At 62.0% G+C, this 19384-nt stretch carries 14 protein-coding genes; 10 read left to right on the plus strand and 4 right to left on the minus strand.

Translation table 11 applies throughout. The features are described 5' to 3' along the window. Nucleotides 1-9 precede the first annotated feature (9 nt). From ACN9MZ_RS07770 to ACN9MZ_RS07785, 4 genes are read left to right on the plus strand one after another with little or no spacing between them, the layout of a single operon-like run. Complete coding sequence (locus tag ACN9MZ_RS07770; RefSeq protein WP_426341626.1) at nucleotides 10-1215, plus strand: acetyl-CoA C-acetyltransferase; 1206 nt, start codon at nucleotides 10-12, stop codon at nucleotides 1213-1215. 12 nt (nucleotides 1216-1227) lie between these two features. After that, nucleotides 1228-3360 carry an FAD-dependent oxidoreductase gene (locus tag ACN9MZ_RS07775; RefSeq protein WP_426341627.1) on the plus strand — a complete coding sequence of 711 codons (2133 nt, stop codon included), beginning with the start codon at nucleotides 1228-1230 and terminating at the stop codon, nucleotides 3358-3360. Nucleotide 3361: 1 nt separating this feature from the next. Further along, nucleotides 3362-4441 (plus strand): CaiB/BaiF CoA transferase family protein, encoded by a 1080-nt coding sequence (locus tag ACN9MZ_RS07780; RefSeq protein WP_426341628.1) that lies wholly within the window; start codon nucleotides 3362-3364, stop codon nucleotides 4439-4441. Between the two features lie 22 nt (nucleotides 4442-4463). After that, nucleotides 4464-5402 carry an alpha/beta hydrolase family protein gene (locus ACN9MZ_RS07785; RefSeq protein WP_426341629.1) on the plus strand — a complete coding sequence of 313 codons (939 nt, stop codon included), beginning with the start codon at nucleotides 4464-4466 and terminating at the stop codon, nucleotides 5400-5402. On the opposite strand, the gene ACN9MZ_RS07790 is transcribed toward ACN9MZ_RS07785, so the two are convergent. Beyond that, nucleotides 5377-7146 (minus strand): allantoate amidohydrolase, encoded by a 1770-nt coding sequence (locus ACN9MZ_RS07790; protein WP_426341630.1) that lies wholly within the window; start codon nucleotides 7144-7146, stop codon nucleotides 5377-5379. The genes ACN9MZ_RS07785 and ACN9MZ_RS07790 overlap by 26 nt on opposite strands. 77 nt (nucleotides 7147-7223) lie before the next feature. Beyond that, on the minus strand, nucleotides 7224-8153 hold the full coding sequence (locus tag ACN9MZ_RS07795; RefSeq protein WP_426341631.1) for a LysR family transcriptional regulator: 930 nt from the start codon (nucleotides 8151-8153) through the stop codon (nucleotides 7224-7226). Nucleotides 8154-8266: 113 nt separating this feature from the next. On the opposite strand from ACN9MZ_RS07795, the gene ACN9MZ_RS07800 reads away from it, so the two are divergent. Genes ACN9MZ_RS07800 through ACN9MZ_RS07815 form a run of 4 tightly spaced genes read left to right on the plus strand, consistent with a single transcriptional unit; the run spans nucleotide 8267 to nucleotide 12535 of the window. Continuing rightward, nucleotides 8267-9484 (plus strand): urate hydroxylase PuuD, encoded by a 1218-nt coding sequence (locus ACN9MZ_RS07800; protein WP_426341632.1) that lies wholly within the window; start codon nucleotides 8267-8269, stop codon nucleotides 9482-9484. Beyond that, on the plus strand, nucleotides 9474-10703 hold the full coding sequence (locus ACN9MZ_RS07805; protein ID WP_426341633.1) for an ArgE/DapE family deacylase: 1230 nt from the start codon (nucleotides 9474-9476) through the stop codon (nucleotides 10701-10703). Before ACN9MZ_RS07800 ends, ACN9MZ_RS07805 begins: the two co-directional genes overlap by 11 nt. A gap of 25 nt (nucleotides 10704-10728) precedes the next feature. Then, the gene (locus ACN9MZ_RS07810) at nucleotides 10729-12075 is read left to right on the plus strand and encodes a hypothetical protein (protein ID WP_426341634.1); all 1347 of its coding nucleotides are present in this window, start codon (nucleotides 10729-10731) and stop codon (nucleotides 12073-12075) included. Nucleotides 12076-12085: 10 nt separating this feature from the next. Next, a complete protein-coding gene (locus ACN9MZ_RS07815) occupies nucleotides 12086-12535 on the plus strand; it encodes an acyl-CoA thioesterase (protein ID WP_426341635.1) in 450 nt (149 codons plus the stop codon). Between the two features lie 48 nt (nucleotides 12536-12583). On the opposite strand, the gene ACN9MZ_RS07820 is transcribed toward ACN9MZ_RS07815, so the two are convergent. Next, nucleotides 12584-14947: a prolyl oligopeptidase family serine peptidase gene (locus tag ACN9MZ_RS07820; RefSeq protein ID WP_426341636.1), complete on the minus strand. Its 2364-nt coding sequence runs from the start codon at nucleotides 14945-14947 to the stop codon at nucleotides 12584-12586. 142 nt (nucleotides 14948-15089) lie between these two features. Between ACN9MZ_RS07820 and ACN9MZ_RS07825 the strand changes: the two genes are divergently transcribed. Beyond that, nucleotides 15090-16430 (plus strand): S41 family peptidase, encoded by a 1341-nt coding sequence (locus ACN9MZ_RS07825; RefSeq protein WP_426341637.1) that lies wholly within the window; start codon nucleotides 15090-15092, stop codon nucleotides 16428-16430. A 48-nt stretch (nucleotides 16431-16478) separates the two neighbouring features. Here ACN9MZ_RS07825 and ACN9MZ_RS07830 read toward each other — a convergent pair whose 3' ends face one another. Next, complete coding sequence (locus ACN9MZ_RS07830) at nucleotides 16479-16946, minus strand: porin family protein (RefSeq protein WP_426341638.1); 468 nt, start codon at nucleotides 16944-16946, stop codon at nucleotides 16479-16481. A gap of 116 nt (nucleotides 16947-17062) precedes the next feature. On the opposite strand from ACN9MZ_RS07830, the gene ACN9MZ_RS07835 reads away from it, so the two are divergent. After that, nucleotides 17063-19378 carry a DNA polymerase II gene (locus tag ACN9MZ_RS07835; RefSeq protein WP_426341639.1) on the plus strand — a complete coding sequence of 772 codons (2316 nt, stop codon included), beginning with the start codon at nucleotides 17063-17065 and terminating at the stop codon, nucleotides 19376-19378. Nucleotides 19379-19384: the final 6 nt, after the last annotated feature.

The following is a 19384-nucleotide window of genomic DNA, read 5'->3' on the forward strand; positions in this document are numbered from 1 at the left end:
GAGACCAGCTTGGAAGCATATATCTTTGATGCGGTGCGCACGCCGCGCGGCAAGGGCAAGAAAGACGGCTCGCTGCACGGCGTGACGCCGCTGCGCCTGGCGGAGACTGCGCTGCGCGCGCTGGTCAGCCGCAACAACTTCGACAGCGCGATCATCGACGACGTGGTGCTCGGCTGCGTGGAGCCGGTCGGCGAGCAGGGCGCCTGCATCGGCCGGATTGCGGCGCTGGCTGCCGGCTACGCCGAATCGGTCGCGGGCGTGCAGATCAACCGCTTCTGCGCCTCAGGCCTGGAGGCCTGCAATATGGCGGCGGCGCAGGTGATGTCCGGCCAGTCCGACATGGTGGTCGGCGGCGGCGTGGAAGCGATGTCGCGCGTGCCGATGGGTTCTTCGGGCGGCGCGTGGCCGGTCGACCCGCAAAGCGCCTTCGATTCCTACTTCGTGCCGCAAGGGATTTCGGCGGACGCGATTGCCACCATCTGGGGCTACAGCCGCCGCGACGTGGACGCCTATGCCGTCGAATCGCAGCAGCGCGCGTATCGCGCCTGGCAGGAAGGCCGTTTTGCACGCTCCGTGGTGCCGGTGCTGGACCGCAATGGCCTGACCATGCTGGCACGCGATGAGCTGGTGCGTCCTGAAACCAGCGTTGAATCGCTTGGTGCGCTGAAAGCATCGTTCGCAGACATGGGCGCCAACTTCGGCTTCGACTCGGTCATCACGCAACGCTATCCGCAGATCGAGCAGATGCAGCATGTGCACCATGCCGGCAACAGCTCCGGCATCGTGGACGGCGCCGCAGCGGTGCTGATCGGGACCCGAGAAGCGGGCGAACGCGCCGGCCTCAAGCCGCGCGCCCGCATCCGTTCCTTCGCGTCGATCGGCAGCGAGCCCTCCATCATGCTGACCGGGCCAAGCTACGCTGCCGAGAAAGCGCTGAAGCGCGCCGGCATGAAGGCTTCCGACATCGACCTGTACGAGCTGAACGAGGCATTCGCCTCCGTGGTGCTGCGCTTCATGGAAGTGATGAACGTGCCACACGAGAAAATGAACGTCAACGGCGGCGCCATTGCCATGGGACACCCGCTGGGCGCAACTGGCGCCATGATCCTTGGCACACTGCTGGACGAGCTGGAACGTCGCAAGCTGCAAACCGGCCTGGCCACGCTGTGCGTTGGTGCCGGCATGGGCACTGCCACCATCATCGAGCGCATTTAAGGGAGACAGACAATGATTGATTACAGCCTGGATTCCCACGGCATAGCGACGCTCAGCTGGAACATGCCGGGACGCAGCCAGAATGTCCTGAACGAAGAAAGCTGCAGCGCGCTGTGTGAACTGGTAGACCGCGTGGCTGCGGATGCTGCCGTCAAGGGCGTGCTGATGACGTCCGCCAAGCCGGACTTCATTGCTGGCGGCGACCTGGAGTGGCTGCTGTCCGCCAAGACCGCCGAGGTACTGTTCGAACGCGTTGCGCGCCTCGACCGGGCGCTGCGCAAGCTGGAAACCTGCGGCAAGCCGGTCGCCATGGCCCTGCCCGGCACCACGCTTGGCGGCGGCCTGGAGGTGGCGCTGTGCGGACATTACCGCGTGGCGGCTGACAATCCGAAGGCCCGCTTCGGTCTGCCGGAAGTCACTCTTGGCCTGCTGCCGGGCGGTGGCGGAACGCAGCGCTTGCCACGCCTGGTCGGCATCCAGAAATCGCTGCCGCTGCTGTTGGAAGGCAAGCGCCTGACTGCCGGCGCTGCGCGCGAGCTGGGCATCCTGAATGAAGTAGTCCCTGCTGGTTCCGAGCTGGTTGCAGCACGCGCATGGGTGGAAAGCGCAATCGCTGCGGGCGGCGTGCACCAGCCCTGGGACGCCAAAGGCTTCAAGATTCCGGGCGGCGGCGTGTCCTCGCCGGCAGTGCAGCAGGTCTTCATGGCGGCCAACGCCATGTTGCGCGCCAAGACCTATGGCAACTATCCGGCGCCGCGCAATATCCTGTCCTGCGTGTATGAAGGCCTGATCACGGACCTCGACACCGGCTTGATGACCGAAGCGCGCTACTTCGTGCAAACCGTATTGTCGCCGGAAGCGAAGAACATGATCCGCACGCTGTTCTTCAGCATGAACGAGGCGAACAAGCTGGCTTCGCGTCCAAAGAATGTGCCGCAGCAGAAGTACACCAGGATCGGCGTGCTGGGCGCCGGCATGATGGGCGCGGGCATCGCCTACGTCGCCGCCAAGGCGGGTATCGAGGTGGTACTGGTCGATACCGCGCAGGAGGCCGCAGAACGCGGCAAGTCCTACTCGGCGGGCCTGCTGGCGAAACAGCAGCAGCGCGGCCAGGTCAGCGCCGACAAGGCGGAAGCGCTGCTGGCGCGCATCACGCCGACCACCGACTTTGCGTTGCTGGCAGGCGCGGAACTGGTAGTGGAGGCCGTGTTCGAGGATCGCGGCATCAAGGCCGACGTGACGCGCCGCGCGGAAGCGGTACTCGGCGCCGACACGATCTTCGCGTCCAACACTTCCACCTTGCCCATCACCGGCCTGGCAGAAGCGAGCGCGCGGCCGGCCAACTTCATCGGCCTGCACTTCTTTTCGCCGGTCGATCGCATGGCTATCGTTGAAATCATCGTCGGCAAGCAGACTTCCGACGCAACGCTGGCGCGCTCGATGGACCTGGTGCGCGCGCTGGGCATGACGCCGATCGTGGTCAACGATTCGCGCGGCTTCTACACCAGCCGCGTGTTCTCGACCTATGTGCTGGAAGGCCTGGCGCTGCTGGCGGAGGGCGTGGCGCCCGCGCTGATCGAAAACGCCGGCCTGCAGGCTGGCATGCCGGTCGGTCCGCTGGCGCTGACCGATGAAGTCTCGTCCGAATTGATCTGGAAGATCGACCGCCAGACCCGCCTTGACCTGGGCAATGCCTACAAGGCGCGTCCGGGCCACGAAGTCGCGGCCCGCATGGTGGAATTGGGCCGCATCGGCAAGAAGGCCGGCGCGGGCTTTTATGACTATCCGGAAGGCGGCAAGAAATCCCTGTGGAGCGGTTTGGCGGAGCTTTTCCCACGTGCCGAAGTGCAGCCCGATGTGAGCCAAGTGGTCGAACGCCTGACCGTGGTGCAAGCCGTGGAAACCGCGCGCTGCATGGACGAAGGGGTACTGCGTTCCGCGCGCGACGCGGACGTCGGTGCTATCCTCGCATGGGGCTTCCCGCCATTCCGCGGTGGTCCATTGAGCATGATCGACCATGCCGGTTCGGCGGACTTCGTGGCGCAGTGCGAACGCCTGGCTGCTGCCCACGGCGAGCGCTTTGCGCCACCTGCGCAGTTGAAGGCGATGGCCGCTACGGGTGCGGCTTACTACACGGAGCGTTGAAATGGGTGTGCTGTCCGGCGTCAGGATTATCGAAATTGCGGGCATCGGCCCAGGGCCGTTTTGCGGCATGCTGCTGGCGGACCTGGGCGCTGACGTGATCGTGGTGGAGCGTCCCGGCCCGGCGGAGATTCCGACCGCCGGCATCCTGCGCCGTGGCAAGCGCTCGCTGGCGCTGGACCTCAAGGAAAGCGGCGCAATCGACACCCTGCTGCAATTGATTGAAGATGCGGACGGCCTGATCGAAGGCATGCGGCCCGGTGCGATGGAGCGCCTTGGCCTCGGTCCTGAGGTATGCCTGGCGCGCAACCCACGCCTGGCCTATGGGCGCATGACCGGTTGGGGCCAGGACGGCCCGCTCTCGCAGTCGGCCGGGCACGACAACAACTACATCGCACTGTCCGGCGCGCTGCATTACGCGGGAAGCGGCGACGCACCACCGGTCGCACCGCCAACGCTGGTGGGCGACCTTGGCGGCGGCGCGCTTTACCTTGCGCTGGGCATTGTCTCCGCTATCCTGCATGCACGCGGCGGCGGAAAGGGACAAGTAGTCGATGCCGCCATCGTGGATGGCTCGGCGCACTTGATGAACCTCCTGCTTGATTTGTCGGGCGCGGGCCTGATGCGGGAGCAGCGCGGCACATCGGTGCTGGATGGCCCGCATTGGTTCAATACGTACCGTTGCAAGGACGGGCGCGACATCACGGTCGGTGCCCTTGAAGCCAAGTTCTATAAGCTGCTGCTGGAAAAACTCGGCCTGGCCGGAGATCGCCGCTTTGCGTCCCAGTACGCTGCGGGCCAATGGCCGCTGCAGCGGGCCGCGTTTGCGGAGTTGTTTGCGATGCGCGCGCGCGACGAATGGTGTGCCCTGCTGGAAGGCAGCGACGCCTGTTTCGCCCCGGTGCTGGCGCCGTCGGAAGCAGCGCAGCATCCGCATATGCAGGCGCGCGGCGTTTATTCCAGTGAAGGCGTATTGCAGGCGAACGCCGCACCGCGTTTCTCCGCCACGCCGGCACCGGCGGCGCCAAATGCGATTCCCGCCATCGGACAGCACAACGAGGAAATCTTGTCGCGGCTTCGCTAATGGCGCTAGAATCCCCTATTTCATGAAATTCAAACAACTGCTCCTGGCGTTGCCGCTTGCCTGCCTGATGCACCTGGCCTCCGATGCCATGGCCCAGCCGGCGCCTGAATCGGCCTTGATGCAGGCGCGCGCCGGATTCACCACCAAAATTATTCGCCAGGGAGAGAAGTTCCCAGCCCTCCCTGCGCCACCGGCAGGCGTCTTCGAACGCGTGCACTACAAGTCGCCGGCTGGCGCCCTGGCAGCTTATGTCACGCCGAAGCCGGACGGCAACGGCAAATATCCCGCAATCATCTGGATCACCGGTGGCGACAGCAGCTCACTGGAGGAGATGTGGAAGCCGAGGCCGCGCGAAAACGACCAGAGCGCAGCCGCTTATCGCAAGCCCGGCCTCGTGCTGATGCTGCCAAGCTTGCGCGGCGGGAACGACAATCCGGGCCGGCGCGAAGGCTTTTACGGTGAAGTGGACGACGTGATCGCAGCTGCGGATTACCTGGCCGGCTTGCCCTATGTGGATCCGCAGCGCATCTACCTGGGCGGGCATAGCACGGGCGGAACGCTGGTGATGCTGGTTGCTGAAAGTACCAAGCGGTTCCGCGCTGTGTTTGCGTTCGGACCGGTAGCCGCTGCGCATTATTACGGCGAAGACTACAATTATTACGACATCAAGGACATGCAGGAAGCGAAGCGCCGCGCGCCTGTCCTGTGGATGGACTCAGTCCGCAGTCCGCTGTTCGTACTGGAGGGGGCCGTTGGCGGCAATGTGCAGGACCTGCAGGAAATGCGTCAAAAGAACAAGAACAAGGCCATCCGCTTCATGGAAGTGGCGAACAAGTCCCACTTCAGCATCCTCGCCCCCGCCAACGATATGATCGCGGCAAAAATCATCTCCGCCGCGCGCAGTGGCGGCGAAGTCGATATCAGCCCGGCAGATATCAGCGACCTGTCGCAACGCCGCTGACGAAACTGCGCAGGAAATCAAGCAGTACCTGCGCGGCGATCTCCGCGTCGTCGGCTGTCATGGTTTCGAGCGGGTTGTGGCTGATGCCGCCGTTGCCGCAGCGTGTGAACAGCATGCACACGTCGGTGAGGGCGGCAATTGCCATCGCATCGTGGCCGGCGCCGGACAGCAGGTCGAATCGCGGCAGACCGCTACGCTGGACCGCGTCGCCCAGCTGCTGCATCAACCATGGTGCGCATGGCGCGGCGTTGGCTTCGACAATCTTCTCTACCTTGAATTCGATATTGCGGCGGGCGCAGATCGCAGCCAGGCCGTCCAGCACGTCACGCACCGCAGCCTCGCGCACGGCGTCATCGGCAGCGCGGATGTCAAGCGACAGTTTGCAAGCGCCGGGAATAACGTTGACGGAGCCTGCTGGCACCTGCAATTGTCCGACGGTGCCGACCAGCGCTTCCCCTTGCGCGCAGCGCTGCTCGACCAGCAGCACGACTTCGGCTGCCGCCGCGGCTGCATCTTTACGCATATGCATTGGCGTGGTGCCGGCATGGCTGGCGACGCCTTGCAGGTCGACCAGGAAGCGCGAACTGCCGGCGATCGCAGTCACGACGCCAAGCGGCAGGCCGCGCTCCAGCAATACCGGGCCTTGCTCGATGTGGACCTCGACATAGGCGGCGATATCATCGCGCCGCCGCGCTATTGCAGGAATGGCTGCGGCGTCGTGGCCGGCGGCGGCCAGCGCATCGCGCATCCTGATGCCGTTGGCGTCCAGCGCATCGAGCAGGGACAGGTCGAACCTGCCGGTGACGGCATTGCTGCCGAGGAAAGTGCTGCGGAACCGCACGCCTTCTTCTTCCGCGAAGCCGATCACTTCGACATTGAACGGCAGCCGTTCTCCCCTGGCGTGCAGGTGGCGCACGATGGCGATCGGCAGCAGGATGCCGAGGCGGCCATCGTACTTGCCGCCGTTGCGCACGGTGTCGTAGTGGGATCCGGTGAGGATGGTTTTCGCGCCCGGCGCGCCGGACAAGTAACGGCCAACGACGTTGCCGACAGGATCAATGTCGACCTGCATGCCAGCTTCGCGCATCCAGCTGGCCAACTGGGCAGCGGTGGCGCGGTGGGCATCGGTCATGTAGGCGCAGGTGAGGGCGCCTTCGTCATCGCTCCACTGCGCCAGCTCTTCCGACCATTGCATGATCTGCGGACCGAATTCCAGCTGCACGCCCAGCAGGTCGTTCAGGCGGATTTCGGCAATGCGGTGGATCTGTCGCAGGCACTCCATCATTTCGTCGGCCTTCTGGTTTTTCAGGCGGCGTGCGAAAGTGGCTATGACGGCTTCACGCGTCAAGCCTTGCCCAGTCGGGCCTTTGACCGCGAGGATGAAGGGGAAGCCGAACTTGGCGTTGTAGTCGGCGTTCAGCTTGTGCAGGGTGGCGAATTCCTCCGCGCTGCACAGGTTCAGGCCGGACCTGGCTTGTTCGCTGGTGGACTCGGCAGTCAGTTCGCCCGCGATGGCGGCCTTGCCAGCCAATTCAGGGTGGGCACGGATCAGGCCCAGCTGCTCGGCCTCGGTTGCGCCGGCCACCACGCTTTGCAAGGCCTGCTTGAGCGCCGCCAGCGAGGAAAAAGGGCGCTGCGCCGCCGCGCGTTCCGGAATCCAGGGCGAGTGCTCATAGATGCCGCGCAGGTGGTCGATAAACGCAGCCAGGCCGCAAGAGTTCAGTTCGGAGAGAGTCGTGTTCATCGCAGGTATCCTATCTTGAACAATCGATCATACCCGGCGCCGACCGGCGCGCCATAATCGCACCTTTATACCTGCAATTAGAGCGCCTTGGCGGCGGAGGTGACCTGGTCGCGTAGCCATTTGTGCTCGGGAGCCTGGTGCACGCGCTCGTGCCAGAGCTGGTAAAAGCGCATCGGCGGGAACTTGACCGGGGGCGTAAAGACCTTGAGCGGCAGCGAGTTCTCGTAGAAGCGCAGGAACTGGCGGCCGGTGGTCAGCACCAGGTCGGTCTGCGCCAGCATGTACGGGATCAGGCTGAAATAGGCCGATTCCACCGCCACGTTGCGCCGCATGCCTTGGCGCTCCAGGAAGGAGTCGATCACGCCGCCATAGCCGGGCACCATTTGCGATGGCGCGACATGGGGCAGGGTGAGGTAGTCGTCCAGCGACATCGCATCGCTGGCGGTGCGCTTGGCATAGGGGCTGCCGGCGTGCATGGCGCAGATGATCGGGTCTTCGAACAGCTTGGAAATGTGCAGGTGCTGCGGCGGCTCATCCCAGTTGGCGATGACCAGGTCCATATCGCCGTCCGACAGCAATCGCAGGTAGTCGGTGCCGGGGCCGATCGAGTGGATCACCACGCGGCTCCTGGGCGAGCCTCGGCGTAGCAAGGCCACCACGTTTGGCAGGAACTGGCTGTCAAGGTAATCCGGCGCCGCGATATTGAAGGTGCGCGCTTCCTCCTGCGCCACGAATGGCGTCTTTTTCACGAACAGCGATTCCGTCTCGTCCAGGATGCGCTTGGCCGGCTTGAGCAGGCTTTCACCGTGCTGGGTCGGCACCATGCCGCGCGCGCCGCGTACCAGCAACGGATCGCCGGTCAGTTCGCGCAGCTTGCGCAAGGAGGCCGAAATCGAGGGTTGCGGCTGGTTCAGCTTGAGCGCCACGCGCGATACGTTCTTCTCGACCAGCAGCAGGTAGAGAATGCGAATGAGGTGAATATCGAGGTGTTGCGGCAGGCCGGACATCTTGCGTACGTATATGAATTCGAATATCTTGAATATACGACATATTTCATGTTGCGGGGGCTCGAAAACGCGTATCTTCGATAGATTGCCACTTCTTCAACTCAAGGATTTACATGGAATACCTGCTGCCCTACGGCCTGGAATGGGCGAACCTGCTGGTACGCTGGCTGCATATCATCACGGGCATTGCCTGGATCGGCGCGTCGTTCTATTTCGTCTGGCTGGACAATTCGATCCGGCCGCCGGCGCCAGGCTCGGATCTGGCGAAGAAGGGCGTCTCCGGCGAATTGTGGGCCGTGCACGGTGGCGGTTTCTATAACCCGCAAAAATACCTGGTAGCGCCGGCCGAACTGCCGAAGGAGCTGCACTGGTTCAAATGGGAAGCTTACAGCACCTGGCTGTCCGGTATCGCGCTGCTGACCATCGCCTATTATTTCAACGCACAGGCGATGATGGTGGACAAGCAGGTGGCCGACCTCTCCAGCCTGCAGGCTGTCGGCATTGGCATCGGCTTCCTGGTGGCAGGCTGGGTGGTGTACGACGCGCTGTGCCGCTCCCCGCTGGGCAAGAGCGAGAAGTGGCTTGGCCTGGTCGTATTCCTGCTGCTGGTTGGGGCGGCCTATGCGTTGACGCATTTGCTGAGCGGGCGCGCAGCCTTTATCCACATCGGCGCCATGATCGGCACCATCATGGTGGCCAACGTGGCGATGCTGATCATTCCAGGCCAGCGCAAGATGGTGCAGGCGATGCAGGCGGGCAGCCTGCCGGATCCGATCCATGGCATCAAGGCCAAGCAGCGCAGCGTGCATAACAACTACTTCACGCTGCCGGTGCTGTTCATCATGATCAGCAACCACTACGCGATGACTTACCAGAACAAGAATGCCTGGCTGGTGCTCGGTTTCATCATGGCGGCCGGCGTCTTCATTCGCCACTTCTTCAACCTGCGCCACAAGGGCCGCATCGAATGGCGCTATCCTGTCATTGGCGTAGCGCTGCTGCTGGCGGTTGCCGTGGCGATTGCGCCGTCCAAGCCTGCTGCCGTGAAGCCAGCTGCCGATCCTGCTGCGCAATTCGCGAAAGTGAAAGCGATCATCGACCAGCGCTGCCTGGCCTGCCATTCGGCCACGCCGACGCAGCCCGGCTTTGCCACGGCGCCGGCTGGCGTGATGTTCGATACGGCCGACCAGGTGCACCAGCGTGCAGCCCAGATTCACAAACGCGCCGTGGAGCAGAAGGACATGCCGATCGGTAACCTGACCAATATGACCGAAGCGGAACGCGCCGAACTGGGCGCATGGTTCGCCGCAGGAGCGACACATGAACGATAAACTCACCCGATGGATCGACGACCATTTCGACGAGGAAGTGGCCTTCCTGCAGCAGGTGCTGCGCGTGCCGACCGATACGCCGCCCGGCAACAACACGCCGCATGCGGAAACCGTGGCGGACATGGTAAAAGCCTATGGCTGGAACGCCGAGAAGCACGTCGTGCCGGAACAGGAAGTGCGGGACTATGGCATGGAGTCGATCACCAACCTGATCATCCGCCGCCCGTACGAAGCCGGCGGCCCGACCATCGCGCTGAATGCCCACGGCGACGTGGTGCCGCCAGGCGAGGGCTGGACGTATCCGCCCTACGGTGGAGTGATCGACAACGGCTATATCTACGGCCGCGCAGCAGCGGTATCGAAATGCGACTTCGCTACCTACATCTTCGCCGTGCGCGCGCTGGAAGCGCTGGGCGTCAAGCTGAAAGGCGAGGTGGAGCTGCATTTCACGTATGACGAGGAATTTGGCGGCCTGCTCGGCCCTGGTTTCCTGCTGCGCGAAAAGCTGACCAGGCCGGATTATGTGATCGCGGCGGGCTTCAGCTACAACATCGTTACCGCGCACAATGCCTGCCTCCAGCTTGAAATCTCGGTGCACGGCAAGTCCGGCCATGGCGCCATGCCGGAAACCGGGCATGATGCGCTGCAGGCGGCAACGAAGATCCTGAATGCGGTCTACGGCCAGTTGCCTGAGCTGAAAAAGATCAAATCGAAGGTGCCGGGCATCGATTCCCCGACCATGCTGGTGGGCCGCATCGACGGCGGCACCAACACCAATGTCGTGCCGGGCAAGGTCGTGATGAAGCTGGACCGCCGCATGATCCCGGAAGAGGACCCGGTGGCGGTGGAGGCGCAAGTGCGCAAGCTGATCGAAGAGGCAGTGCAGGGCGAACCAGGGATTCGTCTCGAAATCAAGCGCCTGCTGCTGTCGCACGCCTTGCGTCCGCTGCCGGCCGGCGAAAAGCTGGTGGCCAGGCTGCAGAAGAACGCGCGCGAGGTGCTGGGCGAGGATATCCCGGCGGTTGGCACTCCGCTGTACGCCGATGCGCGACTGTACGGCGAACAAGGCATTCCGGCAGTACTATATGGCGCTGGGCCGCGCAGCGTGCCCGAGTCGAATGCCAAGAAGGCAGATGAAAAACTGCTGCTGGAAGATTTGCGCAAGGCGACCAAGATCGTGGCCCTGACTTTGCTGGACTTCCTAGCGGTCAAACAATAGGTTATCGATCCTAGGAGATCATTGCTTGGACAACTCAAAGCGGCAGGAGTCGCAACGGAATCATGAACATGTAAAGCTTGCACAGGAAATCCGCAAGCTAAGGTTCGAACAGATTCTTCAAGGCGCCGCCATTGTGTACATTGCTGCATTCTCGTTCGGCGCCATCCTGATGTATTTCTACTTCATCAGAAACGAGTTCAGTCCGGGTGGGATATCGGCTGCAGATACGGTCCTTTTTTCGCTGATTTCGGTAGGCTTTCTCTTCACATTATTCGGTGCTATTTGCATTGGGACGCTGATCGCATATCCAGTTGTTAGGGGGCTGTCGGAACTTTACTGGTGCTTCGAAAAAATGCGGCCGAGCGATGCGGAGAAAAAAATTTCAGAGAGCGATTACGAATTCGAGTGGGATAGAGGGAACTTCAACTTTTTGGTGGTGGTGCTAGGCGTCCTAACGATAGCATTTCTCACCTGGACAATGTCGCACTTCCCGCTACGTTTCAGTTATTTTCTTCCTACTCTCGCCCTGTTGGGAGTCTTTCCTTCGGGGCTTTTGTTTGGTACGTACAAAAAGCGGAGTTCCCAGGTAAAACAACGAGAGGATCTCAGTTCCCTTGATCGTTGGATGAACGGTCTCTCCCCAAGACTCAAGCTCTTGGTTATTACTACTATTGTGACCAGCATTGCATCACTCTATCTGTTCACGGAGACGCAGGACATCTCATTTACATGGGTTGGGGTTAGAAAGAACAACGTAAATGTACGACTGAGTAGGGAAGATTTTGAGCTCATCTCACGACAAGCTTTGATGGCCGGTATTCCATTAAACCCCTGTGAGCAGATCGATTTGAAGGATCCGTTCGTAAGGGGCGCAGATATCGTCTCGCAGAGAATCGGCACTCAAGCTTTAGTTCGTTATCCGTCAGTTCCAATCGGCGAACTGAAGAAAATTAGAACTGTGCATATCGAGCCATCGGCTGCAAACGTGTCCTTGGTAGAGGGGCCATCAATGTCGAATGTTTGTTTCGAGTTCCCCAGAACGATGTTGTTTGGTCCGGCACGCGATCCTGTCTTTCGTCGTAACGCCGTAGAGAGACTTGATCATAAGTTTGAAGGAATTGATCTGTCAAAATCTACGTTCGCCTTGCGGGCACTCTACAACGGGGCGGAAAGGAGCGAGGCGACAAAAGAGATGGAGTTTCTTAAGCGGTCAATTGTCGAGCGGTATAGCGTGCGTCCTGAACAAGTAAAATTCGAAATCCTTGAAAAGGCACCAGACAAGTGGGATTGCAGTCAGTTTCCAGCAAGTGCTCAAAAATATTGTAGGCAGGCGAATGTACGAACTGAAATAGAAGTAAGTTCAAGTGATTAAAGGACAGGATATGTTTGAACGCAAGATGCTGGCCGGTTGGGGCGATATGGATTTCAACAGTCATATGGCCAACACGGCTTACCTGAACAAGGCGGGCGATATCCGCATGATGTTCCTGGGCGAGAATGGGTTTCCGATGGCGGAATTCAAGCGCCTGAATATCGGCCCGGTCGTGATGAAGGACGATATCGCGTATTTCAAGGAAGTGCTGCTGATGGATACCATTACCGTCACGCTGGCGCTGGCCGGGATGTCGCAGGATGGCAGCCGCTGGATGCTGCGCAGCGATGTGTATCGCAGTGATGGCAAGCTGTCCGCCCGGATCAACAGCTCGGGCGGCTGGCTGGACCTGACGGCACGCAAGCTGGTCACGCCGCCGCCGGCGCTGCTGGCAGCCTGGCACTCGCTGTATCAGACGGACGACTTCCAGACGCTGCCAAGCAGCGTGGCGAAACCTTGACCCGATTGGCGGCAGCCGCGTGCGCGTTCGAGCCAGAATTGCCGGTTTTTATTTGAGGGTGCTCTCGAACAGCTTGTAGATGCGGCGGTACTGGTCGTACCAGCTCTCAGGCTGAACGTAGGCGTGGCGTTCCATTGGATACGCCGCCAGTTCCCAGTTGTCCTTTTTCAGTTCGATGAAACGCTGCGCCATGCGCACGGAATCCTGGAAGAACACATTGTCGTCCACCATGCCGTGGGCGATCAGCAGGTGGCCATTCAGCTTGTCCGCGTACTCGATCGGCGACGATTTGCGGTAAGCCTCCGGGTCGATGTCCGGCGTATTCAGGATGTTGGCGGTGTAGCCGTGGTTATAGGTGGTCCAGTCGGTCACCGGGCGCAGCGCGGCGCCGGCCTTGAACAGCTCCGGTTCGCGCAGCAGCGCCATGAAGGTCATGAAGCCGCCATAACTGCCGCCGTAGATACCGACCTTGTCGATGTCGCCCTGTTGGTTTGCCGCCAGCCATTTGGCGCCGTCCACGTAATCGTCCAGTTCAGGATGGCCCATCTGGCGATAGATCGCCGTGCGCCAGTCGCGTCCATAGCCCTTGGACGCGCGGTAATCCATGTCCAGCACGATGTAGCCCTTTTCAACCAGCAGGTTATGGAACATCTGCTCGCGGAAGTAGTTCGGGAAGCGGTTGTGGGTGTTCTGCAGGTATCCTGCGCCGTGCACGAACATCACGATCGGGTACTTCCTGCCCGGTTCCAGCGTGGCCGGGCGATACAGCTTGGACCAGATCGGCTGGCCGGCGCCGTGGGTCGACGGCACGGCTACCATCTGCGGCTGGATCCATTCGCGTGCCTTGTATTCGGCGCTGCGGGTATCGGTCAGCCTGGTCGGTGCGCCGCCGGCAGCAGGCACGGTAGCCAGTTGCGAAGGGACGTAGGCCGATGAATAGTGGACCAGCAGCTTGCGCTGGTCAGGCGACAGGTCGAACTGTTCGACGCCGCCATTGAGCTGGGTGACTTCGCGCACGGTGGCGTTCTTGGCTGAAGCGGAGCACACCTCGTATTCGCCGGGCGTGCGGCGGTTGCACAGCATATAGGCCAGGGTGCCGTCGGCGTTCCACTTCACGTTCGATGCTTCCCATTTGCCGCTGGTCAGGGCGCGCTGCTTGCCGTCGGCGCCGAGGGTGTACAGGTGGGCGTATCCGGTTTCCTCGGACATGAACCACAGCGTGTTGTTGTCCGGCAGCCAGCCGAAGTCGTTGTAGCTGTAGTTGATCCAGGCATTGTCGGTCAGGCGGTGCAGGGACTTCAGCTTGGCGCCTTCCAGGTCGATGCCGGCCAGCCAGCGGTCTTTATTGTCCACGGTGCGCAGCATGACGGCGACCTTGGCGCCGTTGTCGCTCCAGGCAATGCCGTCGCCTTCATCGGCTTCCAGGCGGGTGGCGCGGTTGCCCTTCAGGGCCGGCTGCTTGGCTGCTTCGCGCAGGCTGGCCAGCGGGTCGGTGGCGATGCCCGGCAGGGAATCGAAGGACAGGTCCTTGATGGCGCCGGTGCGCAGGTCCACCAGTTTGAGCGATTGCGCCAGCGGCAGGTTGCGGCCAACGCGAGCACGCTGGTCGTCGAATTCTTCGTAGCCCGACTCGGTCACGTAGCGCGGCATCTTGCCGACGCGGCCGTTCTCGCTGCTTTTCGGCGAAGTGGCGACCACCAGCCAGCGCCCATCTGGCGACAGCGATGAGGCATCGATGGATACCTTGTCGCCAAAGTAAAGCGGCGCCGGCGCGCGGGTGGCGTCGGCAGCTCGTTCGGCTTTGGCGCGGGCGCGTGTCTCGTCGCGTTCATCCTTCTGGCGCTTGAGGGTGGTGATCAGGCGCAGCTGCAGGTCGCGCAAGTAGTCTTCATCCGGTGCGGCGGCCGGGTCCTTGGCGGCGCGCGGCAAGGCGACAGGGGAGAGCAGGCGCTCGGCGCGGCTCCAGCTGAACCAGTCGTTGCCGACCTTGAACTGCACGCTGCGGCCATCTGCCGAGTACTGGGGAGAGGAAGCGTTGGCAGTGCCGCGGCTGATCTGCACCAGGGCGCCGGATTTCAGGTCGCGTTCGAACAGGTCGCCGTTGCGCAGCACGATGGCGCGGGTGCGCTCGCGATTGAACACCATGTTCGGGCTGTCCTGGTTGGACAGCTCGGAGTCCGCCACCAGGCGCGGCTTGTCGCCGGCCTGGAAGGTGTCGCGCAGCGAGGAGCCGACGCGCTTTTGTTTATAGAAAATCTGCTTGCCGTCCCAGCTCCACCATGCCGCTTCAACTGGCGTGCCGATCCAGTCCGGGTGGGACATGGCCTGGTCGAGGGTGATGGGGGTTGGGCTAGTGGCAAATGCGGGGGCTGCCAGCAGGGCTGCCAGCAAGGGAAGTGCAAGTGGTCGCATGGTCTCGAAAGGGAAATGAAGAACTTCGAGGAAGGATTCTAACAGCCGCCCCCTGTACGAAAAGTATCAGGCTTGTAACAGGGTAGCGCCGGCGCCGCCGGGCCTCTAGAATGTCGGGCATTCAGCACATTCAGGAGACAAAATGGCAAAAAGCCATGTAGCGGCGCTGGTCCTGGCCTTGATGGCCGCCGGCGCGATGGCGCAGCAGCAGCCTGCCATGCAGTGGGAAACCGCGGCATTGGCGGGTTCTTATAAAGAAAACATCAGCGAGGATGAAAAGGTCGCCGGCCTGTCCAAGCTATGGTCGGAAGTCAAATACAACTTCGTCGATACCGCCACCCTGGAAAAGCTGGACTGGGACAAGCTGTACCTGGAAACGCTGCCGCGCGTGCGCGCAACGCGCAGTACTGAAGACTATTACCGCGTGCTGACGGAGCTGGTGGCCAGGCTGAAAGATGGTCACACCAACGTGATGGTGCCAAACGAGCTGTCCGACCGCATGGGCGGCCTGCCGCTGCTGGTGACCCGGCCGGTCGAAGGCCGCGTCATCGTGACCGACGTCCTCGACCCCGGCTTGCGCGCCAAAGGCATCATGCCCGGACTGGAAGTAGTGGCGGTGGATGGCGCCGAAGTGAAGGCTTACGTAGCCCGCGAGATCACGCCGTATGTGAGTGCCTCCTCGCCGCAGGACGAAGCACTACGCGCGTTCGGGACCCAGTTCCTGCGTGGCGCGGCCGGCTCGGCCGTGCGCGTGACCTTCCGCGATGCTGCTGGCAAGCAGTTCGATCAGCAGCTTGCGCGCGTGGGCCGGGAAGCCCGCAAGGCCGCTGTCGCCAACTCTCCCTCGTTTGAGTTCAGCATGCTGCCGGGCGACGTTGCCTACGTTGCGTTGAACAGCTTCGATGACAACAGTGCGGCTGACGCCTGGATGGCCGCCTTCGCCGACATTGCCAAGTCTTCGGCGCTGGTGATCGACGTGCGCCGCAATGGCGGCGGCAATTCGGAAGTGGGCTACAAGATCCTGTCGACGCTGGATGACAAGGCTTTCCTGACCAGCCGCTGGGCCACCCGCGACTATAAGCCGGCCTGGCGCGCCTGGGAAAAGGCACAGCCGATGTACGCCGAAGCTTCCGATGTGGTGCAGCCCGACCCGCAGCGCCAATACAAAAAGCCGGTGCTGGTGCTGACCAGCGCAGCGACCTTCTCGGCGGCGGAAGATTTTGCCGTGGCTTTCGATGTCGCGCAGCGCGGCACCCTGGTGGGCGAGCCAACCGGCGGCAGCACCGGCCAGCCGCTCTTCATCAAGCTGCCGGGCGGCGGCAGTGCGCGCATCTGCACGAAACAGGATAGTTATCCGGATGGCCGCGCCTTCGTCGGCGTCGGTGTGCAGCCGCAGCACCTGGTCAAGCAAACGGTCGAAGGCGTGCGGGCAGGCCGCGATGAAGTCCTGGAAGCAGCCCTGGCTTCACTGCAGCCCAAATAAAAAAAGCCGCCGGACCAGGTCCGGCGGCTCCCTTTACAACGCAAAAGCTTAGAAGTGGTAAGCCACGCCTACGCTGATGTTTTGGGCGCCGCTAACAGGACGCTGCCATTCAACACGGCCGCTGACTTCTTTGGTGAACTGGTAGCTCACGCCAACGCCGTACAGGGCTTTGCTTTCGTGTTCTTTGCCGCCATCGTACTTAGATTCCAGGCGGTTGTAGCCCAGGCGGCCGTACACGGCAACTTGGTCAGCCACAGGCACGGAGCCGATTACGGACAGGGACAGTTGGTTGATTTTCAGGTCGTCCCACTTGCCGCCGCGACGGAAGCCGGCTTCAACGGAGAAGTTCTCGTCGAAGGTGTAGCCGCCGAAGATGCCGACGGAGGTCTTGCGGCCGTCCAGGTCGTCAACTTTGGTCGAACCTACGTCGCCACCGACGTAGAACGATGGTTCAGCTGCAGATGCAGCGAAGGATGCTACTGCCAGCAGGGTGGCAGCGGTGATTTGCTTGATCATTTAAGTTTCCTGTTTCTAGTTAGGCTGCCTGAGATTGATACAAGGCAACATACTATTCTAGCAATGTTATTTTAAAGTTGCAAGTTAACTGTGTGTTCATACAGTATAATTTCAGCATGCCCGGTTTTATCCTTACCCGCGCCTGGCGCGACGCCCGCGACGGCACGGAAATCGAGTTCTGGCTCGCGACCGACGACGGCCCCCGCAAAATATTGCTGACAGCACAAGCTTCGGTGGCTTTCGCCGAGGCTTCGCTGCGCGAAACGATTGCGACCCTGGTGGCGGGCATGCCGGGCATCGACATTCGCGAAGTTGCACTCAAGACATTCCAGCGCGAGCCGGTGGTCGGCATCTACGCCAGCCATTACAAGCAGTTGCTGGCGCTGGAGCGCAAGCTGGGCGAGCGCGGCATCCGCCTGTACGAGGCGGACATCAAGCCGCCGGAACGCTACCTGATGGAACGCTTCATCACGGCCGGCGTCGAATTCGAAGGTGGCAAACTGCGACCCGCGCCGGCATACCGCCCGCGCCTGCGCATGGTGTCGCTGGATATCGAGACCAGCGCTTTCGGCGACCTGTACTCGATCGCGCTGGAAGGCTGCGGCCAGCGCCAGGTCTACATGCTGGGCGAACAGCCGGCCGCGCCGCCCGCGGTGGATTTCGACCTCGAATACTGCCCGACCCCGCGTCGCGTGATCGAGAAACTCAACGAGTGGTTCCGCGTGCACGATCCGGACGCCATCATCGGCTGGAGCGTGGTGCAGTTCGACCTGCAAACGCTGCAAAAGAATGCCGAAAAATACAAGGTGCCGCTGCTGCTGGGCCGTGAAGGCCGTCCGGTCGAATGGCGTACCCACCAGGCGCGCGACGGCTACGTGTTCGCCACCATTCCTGGCCGCATCGCCATCGACGGCATCGAGGCCTTGCGCGCCGCGTCATGGAGTTTCCCTTCCTTCAGCCTGGAGAACGTGTCGCAAGCCTTGCTGGGGGAGGGCAAGGAAATCGGCAGCGACTACGACAAGATGGCCGAGATCGAGCGCCGCTTCCGTGAAGACAAGCCGGCCCTGGCCACCTACAACCTGAAAGACTGCGAGCTGGTGACGCGCATCTTCGAGAAGACGCGCGTGATGGACTTCATCCTGGAGCGCTCCCACGTGACGGGGCTGGTGCCGGACCATATGGGCGGTTCGATTGCCGCCTTCAGCCACCAGTACCTGCCGCGCATGCATCGCGAAGGCTATGTGGCGCCGAATGTCGGCGAAATTCCGGCCGTGGCGTCGCCCGGCGGCTTCGTGATGGATTCACGCCCCGGCCTGTACGACTCGGTGGTGGTGCTGGACTTCAAGAGCCTGTATCCGTCCATCATCCGCTCCTTCCTGGTCGACCCGGTCGGCATGGTCGAAGGCGAGGCGGAGGCGGAAGCCGGCGGCGATGCCGTACCCGGCATGCGCGGCGCCCAATTCTCGCGTACCCGCCACTGCCTTCCCGCCATCACCACCCAGCTCTGGCAGGGCCGCGATGCCGCCAAGCGCGAAAAGAACGATGCCCTGTCGACCGCGCTCAAGCTGCTGATGAATTCCTTCGTCGGCGTGCTCGGCTCCACCGACTGCCGCTTCTACCACCCGCAGCTGATTTCCTCCGTCACCCTGCGCGGCCACGAACTGCTCAAGCTCACGCGAGAGCTGGTGGAAAAGGAGGGCTATGAAGCGATCTACGGCGATACCGACTCCATCTTCATCTGGCTCAAGCGGCCGCATGAAACGGAGGAGGCGCTTGCCATTGCGCGCGCTCTGGTCGCCAAGATCAACAAATGGTGGAAGGATCGCCTGCACAGGAAATACAAGCTGCAGAGCTACCTGGAGATCGAGTTCGATACTTACTACCGGAAGTTTTTCATGCCGACCATCCGCGGTACCGACATGGGCAGCAAGAAGCGCTATGCGGGACTGACCAGCGACGGCGACATCATCTACCGCGGCCTGGAAGTGGCGCGCAGCGACTGGACTCCGCTGGCGCAGCAATTCCAGCAAGGCCTGTTTGCCCGCATCTTCCGCAATGAACCCTATCAGGACTTTGTGCGCGAATATGCGCGCGATACGCTGTCCGGCGCCCACGATGAACTGCTGGTATACCGCAAGCGCCTGCGCCATCGTCTCGACGAATACCAGGTCAATGTGCCGCCGCAGGTGCGCGCCGCGCGCCTGGCCGATGAATTCAACAAGGCACAAGGCCGGCCGCTGCGCTACCAGAACGGCGGCCGTATCAGTTACGTGATTACCACCAGCGGCCCGGAACCGCTGGAAGTGCAGCGCTCACCGATCGATTACCAGCACTATCTCGACAAGCAGCTGCAGCCGATCGCCGATGCCATCCTGCTGCCGCTGCACGACAGTTTCTCTGCCCTGACCACGGCGCAGCAGGCGCTGTTCTAGGAGTAC

The organism is Pseudoduganella sp. S-14, assembly GCF_049913285.1.
Lineage (GTDB): Bacteria > Pseudomonadota > Gammaproteobacteria > Burkholderiales > Burkholderiaceae_D > Rugamonas.

Excerpts from the sequence above, each read along its gene's own strand:
- ACN9MZ_RS07835 (WP_426341639.1), top strand. The coding sequence starts at position 17,063 with ATGCCCGGTTTTATCCTTACCCGCGCCTGGCGCGACGCCCGCGACGGC.
- ACN9MZ_RS07780 (WP_426341628.1), top strand. The coding sequence starts at position 3,362 with ATGGGTGTGCTGTCCGGCGTCAGGATTATCGAAATTGCGGGCATCGGC.
- ACN9MZ_RS07795 (WP_426341631.1), bottom strand. The coding sequence starts at position 8,153 with ATGTCCGGCCTGCCGCAACACCTCGATATTCACCTCATTCGCATTCTC.
- ACN9MZ_RS07820 (WP_426341636.1), bottom strand. The coding sequence starts at position 14,947 with ATGCGACCACTTGCACTTCCCTTGCTGGCAGCCCTGCTGGCAGCCCCC.
- ACN9MZ_RS07825 (WP_426341637.1), top strand. The coding sequence starts at position 15,090 with ATGGCAAAAAGCCATGTAGCGGCGCTGGTCCTGGCCTTGATGGCCGCC.
- ACN9MZ_RS07805 (WP_426341633.1), top strand. The coding sequence starts at position 9,474 with ATGAACGATAAACTCACCCGATGGATCGACGACCATTTCGACGAGGAA.
- ACN9MZ_RS07785 (WP_426341629.1), top strand. The coding sequence starts at position 4,464 with ATGAAATTCAAACAACTGCTCCTGGCGTTGCCGCTTGCCTGCCTGATG.
- ACN9MZ_RS07775 (WP_426341627.1), top strand. The coding sequence starts at position 1,228 with ATGATTGATTACAGCCTGGATTCCCACGGCATAGCGACGCTCAGCTGG.
- ACN9MZ_RS07815 (WP_426341635.1), top strand. The coding sequence starts at position 12,086 with ATGTTTGAACGCAAGATGCTGGCCGGTTGGGGCGATATGGATTTCAAC.
- ACN9MZ_RS07830 (WP_426341638.1), bottom strand. The coding sequence starts at position 16,946 with ATGATCAAGCAAATCACCGCTGCCACCCTGCTGGCAGTAGCATCCTTC.
- ACN9MZ_RS07790 (WP_426341630.1), bottom strand. The coding sequence starts at position 7,146 with ATGAACACGACTCTCTCCGAACTGAACTCTTGCGGCCTGGCTGCGTTT.
- ACN9MZ_RS07800 (WP_426341632.1), top strand. The coding sequence starts at position 8,267 with ATGGAATACCTGCTGCCCTACGGCCTGGAATGGGCGAACCTGCTGGTA.